This window comes from Algibacter sp. YIN40, assembly GCF_057219435.1.
Map to the genome: position 1 here is coordinate 519,936 of NZ_JBXVVC010000002.1, position 14,143 is coordinate 534,078.

A 14,143-nucleotide genomic window follows, 5' to 3' on the forward strand; every position below is an offset into this window, starting at 1 on the left:
TCTAGTATTTATTTAATAAAAATCGTTTCAGTTTTTAGAAGTCATTACTTGGTAAAAAATAATAGTATGGTGAAGAACATTACATTTATTAATATTACTATTTTTTTACTTTTAGCTCATATTTGTAGTGCGCAAATAGTAATGAGCAAACCTAACCTCGGTTTTAGTCAAGCTTGTGCTAGCCCTTCTTTTAATACTTACAATGTAACGTTTACATTTTCCCCAGAAGGTGATTTAACACCATCAAATCAATTTATAATAGAATTATCTGATGCAACAGGTGATTTTTCTAGTGCAACTACAATTTTTACATCAGCAGCAGGTAGTGTTACCACATCACCTGCTACATTAACTTTTTCATTTCCAACGTCTATAGATGGCGAAGCGTATAAATTGAGAATAAAAAGTACATCACCAGCGGCCAATAGTAGTGCTTCTGATGCTTTTCCGGCATATTATAAAGTTCAAGACGAACCATTTACAATAAATAATTTAATTCCATCTGCCGTTTTTTGTGCAGGAGAAAGTTATACACTTACTATCGATAATCCTGGTGCACCTTCAAATAATTCACCATTACAATATCCATCACTTACTTATAAATGGTATAGAGTAATTAGTGATAGTAATTTTGAATTCGTGTCGTCGGGAGAAACGTTAGAAGTAAGTACTTCTGGGACTTTTTTTGTTGAAACTGATTACGGTTCATGTACATCAAATTCATTTTCAAATCGTGTAACCGTAAGTCAATCTGGTTCTGGTTCAACAATACAAATTAGTTCTAGTCTTGGCAACCCTTATTGTTCTGGAGATGGTCCAACCACGCTCAGTGCTATTTCAGGTAATAGCTATAAATGGTTTAAAGATGATATTGAAATTGCAGGAGCAATCAATCAAATGTATGAAACTAATGATTCTGGAGTATATAAGGTAGAGATAGATTTAGGTAATTGTATGGAGACATCAATAATTACCCTTAATGCAGAAGGATTTGTAAGTAGTATTGATGTGGGTGAAAATAATTTTTTAGATGAAGGAGAAACCTTAGTAGTTGCAGTAACAACAGATGCTATTAATCCAGAATACCAATGGTATAGAAATGATGTGCTTATTTCAGGAGCTATAAATGATAATTACGAAGCTTCAGAAACAGGGAGTTACAAAGTAATAATTTCTCAAACGTCAGGATGTATAGCATCGAGCGAACTTTTTTTCAATATACTAGAAGCCTTTCCTTCAGTAGCAAAAATACCTAATCTAATTAGTCCTAATGGTGATACTATAAATGATACTTGGATTATTCCGCAAGAATATGTTAGTGGTACAAATACAGAAGTTATCATTTTGAGTTCACAGGGTAAAGTGGTACTGCAAACGAATGACTATCAAAATAATTGGCCAGAAAACCAACTAGATTTGAAATCGGTTAACCCTGTGTTTTACTACATAATTAAGCCTGAAAATAAATCAGAAAAAAAAGGATCGATTACAATCATAAAATAAAATGTACAAGCATCTATTATATATAGTAATTATTGTCTGTACATTACAGCAATTCCATTCTCAAGAGGATGGCGTTGTTGCTTTTGAACTTCCTGTTAGAAATTCTTTAAAATTTAATAGATATGCTATTAACCCTGCATTTAGTTTTGTTAGAGAACAAAATAGATATATAAGTTTTACTAATAAAAGGCAATGGGTACAATTTGAAGATGCACCGCAAACATATTTATTTAGCTACTCTGGTAGGTTTAGAGAAAATATAGGTGCTGGTATTGGCTTATTTCAGCAAGATTATGGTGTCCTATCCACATTTGGAGGCATATTAAACTTTGCATATAATGTTAGTTTGACAAGGGAAAGTAACCTAACCTTTGGTATGAATTTAGGTTTTTATAAGAGTGGCATTAATGAAGGACGTGTTGTTACTAATTTTCAAGATCCATCCTTAAATAATATTCCTTCTAATTCTATAATTACCATAAACCCAGGTATTAATTATGGGACTGCTTTTTTCGATTTTGGATTATCCATAAACAATTTGGCAACATATAATTTCACAACTTCAGCAATGATTGAAGATAATCCGCAACAAAGTGTGCAAGGACATTTAATGTATACAGGTTATATGAATACGCGAGGTTTTTTCAATCAGAGTAAGTTTTCAACATTAATAAGATCAGAGTTTAAAAAAGACGAAACCGTAGTTTCTGGAATCGCTATGATAACCGTTCCAAAGGGTATCTGGGCTCAGGCGGGATATAACACACTCTATGGTGCATCGGCTGGGATTGGATTAAACATTACCCAACAAATTGCTTTGGAATATAATTATGAAAAAGCTTTAGGTGATTTTGCGAATTTCGGAAGTTCACATGAAATAACTTTGGCATATAAATTCAAGAAGAATTATAGATATGATTATGGTGATGACGACGATGAAGAAGCCTTAATTATGCCTTCAAAGAAATCTAACCGTGTTCTTGCTAAAAGCACACCCAATAAATATAAAAACTTACCACGAAAAAAACGTGTTCCAATAGCTACCAAAGAGATAGTTGAAAATGTACCAAAAGCAGGCACTACTTCTGCGTCAAATGAAGTGGCTAAGGTTGAACCAGAAAAACCTAAAGAGAAAACAGAAGAAGAATTAATTGAAGAACAACGTTTAGCGGCAATTGAAATACTTGCTAAGAAGCGTAAAGAAGAAGAAAAGCTTAAAGCTGAAGTAGAAGCAAAAGCTAAACGTGATGCTATTGCTAAACAAAAGGCAGAAGAAGCGGCACGTATTAAAGCTGAACAAGAAGAAAAAGTACGATTAGCAAGAGAGGCTAAACAGAAAGCAGCTGCAGAAGCAAAAGCTAAGAGAGAACAAGAAGAAGCTGCTAGGATTAAAGCAGAACAAGAGGCTCAGGATAAATTAGCTGAAGAAGCAAGAATAAAGGCATTAGAAGATGAAAGAGCCAAACTTGCAGAAGAAGCTAGATTAAAAGCGGTGCAAGAAGCTCAAGCACAAAAAGAAGAAGTAGCCCAGCCTGAGATAATTGCTGAGGAAATTATTGGAATGATAGACCTAAATGGCGTCATGGTTCCAGTTCCTAGAGATAGGGAAACTAGAGAGATGAATGGTATTACTGTGTTAACTAATAATTCTAAATTGGAGCAACAAGACTTGTTAACTCAATTACAACAAAAAATTGCAAGTAAACAAAAGGATCTTGATGATTTAAAAGAAGAAAACGATTTAAGTGAACAAGGTATATATAGTGCTCCAAAAGCATTCAAGAGCATCTCTGCAGAAAATGCAGCTATGGCAGCAATCCAGTTGAACTTAAATAATGTTATAAAATCTAGAGATCTAAATATTAAAGAATTGGAGACATTATATACCGAAAGGTTAAAAACTGTTCGTGACAAACGTGATGTTACTAATCAATATTATGCTGATAAAATTCAAGAATTAAAATCGGAACAAACTCAAGCTATTAAAACTAGATCTAGTTTGCTAGCAAACTTAGAAACAATTAAAGTAGCTACGGAGATTGAAAGAAAACGTAGAATTAAACGTGCTGCATTTGATAATGATCAAGTTAGATATCAAAAAGATAGAGCTGCCTTAAAGCAAATAAAAGAATATACGACAGTAAGTAGTGAACTACTTAAACCTGAAAACTTTGACTCTGGTGAGATACTAAGTAATATCCAAATCTTAAAAGATGTAAATAATGTTGAGAATGGCTATTATATTGTTGTTGCCGTACATTCTAGCATTGAAAAAAGAGATGAGTTTTTAAGAAAAGCAGTTGCTGCAGGGCAATCTAATATTGATTTCTTCTTTGATATTAATACAAGTAAATACTATATATATTATCAAAAGCACGATTCTATTGATGCTGCCAATCAATCACTTAATTCCAAGGGGACTGAGCCTTATAATGTGAATATGTCTATGGTGAAAATTGAGAACTAATATTGATATAAATTACTATTTTCAATAGTTTATTAAAACTTTAGCTATATACAGATGTTTTGATGATATTATCTAATATGTAAAAGAGTCCTATTATTTTTCTTTAAAATAGGGTCAATACTACTTTAATTTTTATAAGAATTGCTCATCTTAATAAAAGGTGTACTGCAATTAGTATCTTCTATTTTCTTTTAAATTATCTATAATTAATTTTAATTGTAATCTTAAAGCTACAATATAATTAATTAAATTAGATTAATAGACTAAAAACATCGATAAACAGCACAAAAGTTATGGATTTGCTTCTTTGTTACAAAAATTATTACGATATTTATGCCGATTAAAATCATTAAATCACGATGAGTTGTCCATTAAGTGGTAATTTACTTATCATAAAATAATAATTTAATGAAACAAAACTAGAGGTACTATTTCTTTTTTGCCCCATATAAGAAGAAATGATAAATAGAGTTGCCATGAAAAAACCTACTTTTTATAATTCAACACTTGTTGTATTATTTTTATTGCTATTATCAATTAGTAGCGCTGCCCAAACTTATAAGCCATTCACAGTGCGAAAGCAAATGGAGGTAAGGGGAAGTATGCTGGTTGTGGGAAATGCCATTCTAGGTCAAGATAACCAACCTTTTAACGATTTATCAAGAGATAATCAAGATATATCAATGCAATACATTGATATTGATAGTGATGCTTCTACATTTAGTTCTAGTAGTGCCGATTTAATGTTACATGCACAAGCAGATGGTAGTCCAACAACATGTTACAGAGTGGCATATGCGGGTTTGTATTGGGGAGCTATTTTACAAGATGGTAACAGAGATAATATAAACCAAATTAAGTTTAAAGTACCAGGCACAACTACTTATACAGATATTACAGGAGAAATTATATATGATGCTATTGTAAATCCAATTGTTGCAGAAACAGGAGAACCAGGAAATACACCTTATGCCTGTTATGCAGAAGTAACTGATTTATTAGCAGGATTAACTGATGTAGAAGGAACTTATACAGCAGCTAATATTATTTCTGGACAAGGAACAAATTTTTCAACAGGTTTAGCTGCAGGTTGGACACTTTTGGTAATTTATGAAGATCCAAATTTGCATACCAAATCGTTTACTTCATTCGATGGTTTTAGTCATATTTTCGATGGCCATCAAGAAACAATTCCAGTAACTGGTTTTACTACACCTCCTGCAGGTAATATAGATTTACAGTTTGCCTATGGTGCATTAGATGGTGATAGAACAAAACGAGCTACCAAATTAGAAATAAACGGTAAGGAGGTTACTACGCCATTGCGCACTGCCAATAAGTTTTTTGGTTCAGTAATAGAAAACGAAAATGGGGTTTCTCATCCTAGAAATCCATTTAGTATTAATACACTCGGGTACGATACGGGTTTCCTTGAAATTCAAAATGCAGAACCAGAATTTATACGAAATAATGATACTTCAGCCGATTTTAGATTACAAGTTGCCCGTGGTCAAGCAGACCCGATTTTTGCATTTTTTAGCACCTTTGCTGTAGATGTTATTTCACCAGATATTGACCTAACCAAAGTTGTAAAAGATACGGCAGGGAATTTAATTGATGGAGCCGATGTGGTTTTAGGGCAACAATTATTCTATGAAATAACCTATCAAAGTGTTGGTAATGATAATGTCACACAATTCACTATAAAAGATATTCTGCCAGACAATATAATATTTGACCCAACTACAGATATAGATTTAACCAATGCTGGAGGTGCTACCTTGCAATCTTACGACCCTGTAACAAGAACACTTATTTTTAATATACCAGATGGTTCAGTTGAAGCAGGGGATCCAGAATTTGTAATTCGCCTAGCAATTCAAGTAGTACCAAATTGTTACGATCTAAGTCAAGCTTGTTCTAATGAAATTAGAAATCAGGCTTTTGCAACCTATAGAGGCGTCATTAATCCTACAGAAATAGTAGAAGAAGGTAGTTTTGCTACAACAGTATGTTTGGGCATTCCAACTTCTACCAATTTTATTGTAGATATTTCTAACTGTGATTTCGAGCAAACAGAAGTATTATGTGGTTCTAGCGTAGATTTAACTGCAGCCGATGGTTATGATAGTTATTCGTGGTCTACAAGTCCTTCTGGAACTCCAGTTATAGGGACAGGTCAAACGTATACGGCGACAACTACAGGAACTTATTATGTTCAAAATACGACCGTCGCAACGTGTATTTCAATAAATGAACAATTCAATGTAATTACTTACGGAAGTTCTTTAACAAATCCGGTAATCCCTTATGCAGATTTATTGCCTATATGTCCAAATGACGGGAAGGTATTACCTTATATTTTCTTATGTGGTGGAAATGAAACACGAACTATTAATACAAACATTAGTGATTCCGTTTCAATAATCTGGGAGCAATTAGATGATACGAGTTGTCCTCCAGTAGCGGTTGATGATTGTGCTAATGAAGATGATACCTGTACTTGGAACCAAGTAGGAACGGGAGCCGATTATATTGCAGATACAGCAGGTGAATTTAGAGTTGTTATTAATTATCCAGGTGGATGCTTTAGTATATTCTACTTTAATGTTTATCAAAATTTATTAACGCCAACTATTACAGCAGAAGATATTCTATGTACAACACCAGGAAGTGTAACTGTTGGTGGTGTACCATCGGGATATGAATATAGTTTAGACCCTAGTGGTCCATTTCAATCTTCTAATACGTTTGTAATAAATACTCCAGGTTATTATCAAGTTTATATCAGACAAATTGGTGTTGCAACAAACCCATGTATTTTTCAAACACCTAGCATATTAGTTAGAGAACGTGACTTTACAGTTACTACTAATGTTACTCAACCTAATTGTAATGGTGATTTTGGTAGTATTAGTTTAGCTGCTAATGATGCGCTTCCCCAATACTATTTTAGTATTTATGAAAGTGGCGTTCTAGTAAATAGTATTGGACCAATTACGGCAAGTGATTATACGTTTTCATCATTAAACCCTGGTTTATATACTGTAAATGTTACAACCGATGATGGTTGTACTTATTCTGAAGATATTCAAATTATTGACCCACCAATAATTACAGTTACGGCAGCTATTACAGTGCCTCTAACATGTACAGATGGAGAAATCACTATTTATCCAGTAGGAGGAACACCACCATATACATACTATATAAATAGTACAACTGTTTCTCAAGACATACCAACCTATGTGGTTACAACCCCAGGTGTTTATGATATTACCGTAAGAGATTTTTATAATTGTTCTGCAACTACGTCTATTACTGTAGATGCTATATTGCCTCCAGATTTTACAGTGGCGTCAACAAATATTCTTTGTTCAGATGACCCTAATAGTGGAACGATAACAGTTAATGTATCTAATCCTAATGGGAATAGTTTAGAATATAGTATAGATAATGGAATAACTTTTGTTAGCTCTCCAGTTTTTTCTGGTCTTTCGGCAGGAAATTATGATGTAGTTGTGCAGTATACTATTGATGGTGCTATATGTGTAACTGCACCTCAAACAGTCACAATTACTACATCTACACCAATTACAGGAACAGCTACTATTACAGCACCATATACTTGTAGTGCAAATGGAGAAATTGCAATAACAGGAGTATCAGGAGGTACAGCACCTTATACCTATAGTATTGATGGTGTAACATTTCAAAGTGGTACAACGTTTACAGGTTTAACCGATGGAACTTATACCGTAACGATAAGAGATGTTAATGATTGTTCTTCAATCTTGGCACCAATAACAATAGATTCTTTAGATCCACCAACAGATTTAGATTTTAGTAGTTCGGCGTTAACTTGTCCTTCAAATACATCTGATGTTACCTTAACAAGTACTGGAGGTACGTCACCATTGGAATATCAAATTATTGCACCTTCAGGTTCGGCTACGGCTTATCAATCATCAAATGTATTTACTGGGTTAGCCTCAGGAACGTATACATTTCAAGTTAGAGATGCTAACGACTGTACGTATAGTGAATCGTATACCATTGATGCATTGCCAGCATTAACCATTGTGGGGCAAGTATTGAATGATGTTAGTTGTTTGGGAGCTTCAGATGGTTCTGCAAGATTCACAATTTTAGGAACTGCGAACTTCAATTATACCATTAACGGAGGTTCTTCAACAGCAGGGACTTCAATAATCAATTTAACAGGATTATCATCGGGAGATTATACAATTATAATAACCGACAACTTGACAAATTGTTCTGCTACTGAAACAGTCACCGTTAATGGACCGCCTTCAGCATTAAATATTTCAACAATCGTTACACCAATTACTTGTAATGCAAATGGCAGTGTAACTATTAATGCCACTGGAGGTTGGGGAGGATATACTTATGAAATTACCCAACCAGATACTACGGTTATTGGACCTCAAGGGAATAATACATTTACTAACCTTACACAAACAGGAACTTATACGGCGGTAGTTACAGATGCTAATGTATGTGTGGAGAATACAACATTCACCTTAAATGTGCCAACTAATCCAACTGCAACAATTGATGCATCATCAGATTATTGCTATGATGGCACCGATGGTGCAACTTTAATAGTGAATGCCTCTGGAGGTGTGGCGCCATACGAATACAATATTAATGGTGGACCTTATGGATTAAGTAATACGTTTTCTAACCTAACACCTGGAAATTACTATATAACTGTAAGAGATGCTTTTGGTTGTATTTATAATGTACCAAGCCAAACTATTGCAGATCAATTAACGGCTACAGCAACTTTAACAAAGGGATTGGATTGTACAGCATCACCAAACGCTGTTATAGATATTTCAGTTTCAGGAGGAACGGCACCTTATACTTACGAAGTATCCTATAACGGAGGTGCTTTTAGTGCAACCGGGAATCCGCCATACGCTTATAATAGTGTGCAAATTGGAGATTATCAATATCGTATTACAGATACATTAGGTTGTACGACTTTAACCAATGTAGTGGCTATTCAATCAATTACTAATCCATCGGCAATTGCAATAGAAACAGATGTTTTTTGTAATGGAGATAGTAGTGGTATAGTTGTTATTGATGTAGATGAAACTGTTGGTTTACCTCCATATCAAATAAGTTTTAACGGATCTGGATTTACTTCTCAAACAGTATATAATGGGTTAGCTTCTGGTAATTATAATTATACAGTTAGAGATAACAATTCATGTGAATTTAATGGTGTCGCTACTATTAATGAACCGCTTGCAGTAAATTTAGGTACAGAAATAGTGATTCCTATTACCTGTAGTGGAACTGGAAATGTACTTGGTGCCATTCAAATTTTAAATGTAACAGGAGGAACACCTGATTATACATATTCATTATTGGATAGTTCTGGTAATTTGGCGTCAACCACATCTACAAATCCTGTTGGACCAACTAGCAGCACTAATGTGACGTTTAACGATTTGAATTTTGGGAACTATTATTTAAGAGTTATCGACGCTAATGGTTGTGAATATAATTTTGGACCATATTTAGTGGCATCTGATGTAAGCGAACTAGATATAGTGACTAATGCATCTGGAAGTTGTTTAACAGGTGTAGATTATAATATTAGCATCTTTAATGGAACAGGACCATTTAGAGTTAGGATCTATGATGGAACAACAACATTTAATCCAACCGATGGTATAGCACCTAATGGACTACCAACATCGGATGCATCTCCTAATGAAAGAAACCATCAGTTTTCAGGATTACAGTTTGATGTTAGTTACTCTTTTGAAGTATTAGATATAAATACGGGTTGTTCTTATATTGAACAAGTTCCTGCTGTATCAAGTCCTTCAACTATATCGGTAACAGGAACCGCCACTAACGTGACTTGTTATGAAGTACCAGGGTTAGATAATGGAATCTTTGATTTTACGGTGTCTAGTTATAATGGAAATGCCTTAGGATGGGAAGTATTTAATAACTTAACAAACATATCAACTGGAATTACTGGGAGTGCGTTAGGATTAACAGGAGCTAATTATAGTGATACCGTTACTAATTTAGCACCAGGTGATTATTATTTATTAATTACTGAAACTGATATTACTTCAACGCAATGTACAGCACTTGTTAATTTCCAAATAAGCCAACCGACAGAATTATTGCTAGCCGAAGTAGCAAACATCAATGCAAATTGTAATCAAGATGCGCAAGTAGTCGTAAATGGTAGTGGAGGAACACCGCCATATGAATATGCTTTTGTTGAAGATGGTGTAGCACCAAATGCTGGTGACTGGACCACTAATAACTTAGCTATTTTAGATGTTGCAATTAATACGGATTGGGATGTTTATGTAAGAGATACAAATGGATGTGATATCCTTACTCCTATAGATATTGTTATTGCATCTGATCCATTGCCATCTGCAACTTTACCAACCTTGGCAGACGATCAATGTACTTCAAATGGCAGCTCATATACATTTACAGCAATAGCTGGAGGGGGAGAAGTAGCACCTGTTAGCTATAGTGTTGATGGCGTGAATTTCCAATCCAGTCCAACATTTATAGTATCATCAGATGGGACATATACAGTTACTATCCGAGATGGGAATGGTTGTATTGCAACAGATACGATAATTATTTACCCACCACTTAATTTAACACCAGTAATAACGGCTTTACCAACTTGCCCAGATAATGATGGCGTAATTACGGTAACAGGTTTTGGTGGCTCTGGTTTATATACATATGAAATTATAGCACCAATTATAGTTGCACCTCAAGCGTCAAATATCTTTTCTGGATTGGCTTCAGGAGTATATACATTGAGAATTAATGATACGACTACATTATGTACAAGCGACGCTAATATAACATTGGAACCAGCTACACCAGTAACTTTTACTGCCGTTGCAACAGATGCAGTCTGTAATGGTGGAAATGAAGGAACAATAACAATAACCTTGCCTGTAAGTAACGATAATCCGCCATACACGTATGAAATTATAGCACCGATTGTTGTGGCACCTCAAACATCAAATATATTTACGGGATTAGCTGTTGGAACTTATACAATTCAAGTAAATTCTGGAAAAGGATGTGCAACAACATCTAACGTAGTAGTTGGAGAGCCAACGCTTTTAAACGTTTCTGGTGTGGCAACAGATTTTTCTTGTGCTCCTGACAATTCGGTTAACACTGCAACTATTACAATTACAGAAGTTGGAGGAATTGCACCATACGGTTATAGTATAGATGGTATAAATTATTTCGCCTTAAACATATTCGACATTATAGATGATGGAAGTATTCAAAATATAGACATTTATACAAGAGATTCAAATGGTTGTATTGCTACAAACACAGTTATAATAAATCCATTACCCGCGTTAACTGCAGCTTCAGTAGCTAGTGCTACTCCAATAGATTGTAACGGCACAGGAACAATTTCAATAACTGTAACTGGTGGCTCTGGTAATTTCAGTTATCAGATGTTGCCTAATGGAACACCTCAAGGATCAAATACATTTAACATTACAGATCCGGGTGATTATTATTTCCAAGTGAACGATTTAGACACAGGATGTACTATAGCGACAGCGCCATTTACAGTAGCACCTTTCGACATTATAGATGTAGTTGCGACGGCTACAACGGCTGTATCATGTTTTGGAGACAATAATGGTGCTTTTGAAATAAATATAAGTGGTTATACGGGGCCTTATAATTATAATGTATATGATAACACTGGTGCGTTAGTAATTGGACCTATGACTGGAAATACATCAACAAATCCTTTAGTTGTTTCTGGTTTATCTGGCGGTAATTATTATGTTGAAGTTACAGAAACTACAAGTCCGTTTTGTACAGGAACATCAAATATTATAACTATCGATTCACCTATTTTACCACTAGATTTAGTAATTTCTGAAACATCTAATGTCTCTTGTGATAACGATAATGGAACTATAACTTCTGTAGCAACTGGAGGTTGGGGCACTTATGAATATGCACTTACTGGTGCATCTTCTGTAGGTTTTTCATCTAATGGTTCATTTACAGGTTTGTCTGCAGGATCATATACAGTGTTTGTAAGAGATTCTGGAGGATGCATTATTTCAGATAATATAACCCTAATTATTCCACCACCAATAGCAGCAACTATTGCGGCTACTCCAACATTATTAGACTGTTTTGGGGATAATAATGCGACCATTACAATAAGTAATGTTACAGGTGGTCAAGGTTCTAACTACATATATACACTTAATATGGTAGCGCCAGCCGTAAGCACATCTGGACCTCAAACATCTAATGTCTTTACAGGATTAGGAGCTGGAACTTACAACGTCGTTGTAAACGATGGATATAATTGTGAATTCACTGCACCAAACGTAACAATAAATGAACTAACTCAGATTGAAGTTGACCTAGTAAAAGCAACATCGCAAACTTGTACAAATAATGCGACGTTAACCCTTAGTGCAAATGGAGGGACTGGTTCTTATGAGTATAGTAATACATCAAATTTTGCAAGCATATTAGGTTCATTTACAACAAATATTACTTTATCAGTAGCAGTTGGGACTTATTCATATTATGTGAGAGATGTAAATGGTTGTATTGCTAATGTTTCAAATGAAATAACAATAGATCCATTACCTGCTTTAGCATTAGATTTAGACATCACTAATGCGACTATAAACTGTGCTGGAGATAGTACTGGTGTTATTGTAGCTGAAGCCGTAGGCGGTTTAGGAAATTACGTTTATACATTACAAGATGGTACTGGAAATGATTTACCAGGAGCAACACAAAATAGTCCAGGAGTTTTTACAGATCTGCCTATTGGAACCTATCAAGTACAAGTAGAAAGTGGTGATTGTTTAGTAGTTTCAGTTCAAGTTACAATTACAGAGCCCTCTGCACCTTTAAGCGAAACTCATACGGTTACACCAGTAACATGTGCGGGAGGAGATGATGGTATTATCGAAATAACTGCAGCAGGCGGAACAGGGATTATAAAATACGCAATTTCTCCACGTTTAGATCAATTCTTTGACGATCCAATATTTGATAACCTTGCCCCTGGAACTTATGATATAATCGTACAGGATGAATTAGGTTGTTTTGTAACCTTTACTGAAACATTATCGGATCCAATACCAGTTTCTGTTAACATCTTACCAAATTCAATTTTACCTGAAGTTTGTGATGGTGATATGAATGGTGAATTTAGTATTGATATTTCTGGTGGTAATTTACCTTATAGTGTAAGTATAGATGATATTAATGGAATATACACTACTGGAGCAGCGACCCAAACTCAGTTTGATTTTACTGGGTTGATTGGCGGCGACCATATTGTTTATGTGCGTGATGCTTTGGGATGTGAATCTGAATGGAATATCACATTCCCAGAATCTGTAATAATTAACCCTGAAGTGATAGTAGAATATAGCTGTACTAATAATATCTCTAATAGTTTAGTTACCGTAACGGTTGATGCTAGTAATACAGATCTTACGCATTTAGATTATTCTTTAAACGGAGGGCCATATCAAGCAAGTAATGTGTTTATAAATGTGCCTGCTGGAATAGGTCATTTCATAGATGTGAGACATAGTAACGGTTGTATTCAACAAACATTACCATTTGATATAGTAGATTACGCGCCTTTACAGTTAGTATTAGAAGATGGAGCGATAAACGAAATTGTTGCTGTAGCATCAGGGGGAACGGGAGATTATGAATATACCTTAAATAGAGAATCTTATGGAAGTACTAGTACTTTTTTAATTTATGAATCTGGTGATTATACAGTAACTGTAACTGATAGTAATGGTTGTATAGCAATAGCAACAGCGTATTTCGAATATGTAGACGTATGTATTACCAATTATTTCACACCTAATGGTGATGGTAATCAAGATGGTTGGGGACCTGGATGTACCGATCAATATAGAGACTTAACCTTCGATATCTTTGATAGGTATGGTCGTAAAATAGTAACCCTACGAGTAGGAGAGAAGTGGGACGGTAAGTATAATGGACGAGAACTACCTACCGGAGACTATTGGTATGTTGTGAAATTAAACGATGAAAAAGATAGACGAGAATTTGTAGGACATTTTACTTTATACCGCTAAATTA

At 34.7% G+C, this 14,143-nt stretch carries 3 protein-coding genes; all 3 read left to right on the forward strand.

Annotated features, from left to right (window positions below; all coding sequences use genetic code 11):
• Positions 1–66: 66 nt before the first annotated feature.
• The 3 genes from AC2D6V_RS10100 (at position 67) to AC2D6V_RS10110 (ending at position 14,139) form a co-directional block, all read left to right on the forward strand.
• A complete protein-coding gene (locus AC2D6V_RS10100) occupies positions 67–1,503 on the forward strand; it encodes a T9SS type B sorting domain-containing protein (protein WP_484648017.1) in 1,437 nt (478 codons plus the stop codon).
• A 1-nt stretch (position 1,504) separates the two neighbouring features.
• Complete coding sequence (locus tag AC2D6V_RS10105; protein WP_484648018.1) at positions 1,505–3,970, forward strand: PorP/SprF family type IX secretion system membrane protein; 2,466 nt, start codon at positions 1,505–1,507, stop codon at positions 3,968–3,970.
• A 476-nt stretch (positions 3,971–4,446) separates the two neighbouring features.
• Positions 4,447–14,139 carry a T9SS type B sorting domain-containing protein gene (locus tag AC2D6V_RS10110; RefSeq protein ID WP_484648019.1) on the forward strand — a complete coding sequence of 3,231 codons (9,693 nt, stop codon included), beginning with the start codon at positions 4,447–4,449 and terminating at the stop codon, positions 14,137–14,139.
• Positions 14,140–14,143: the final 4 nt, after the last annotated feature.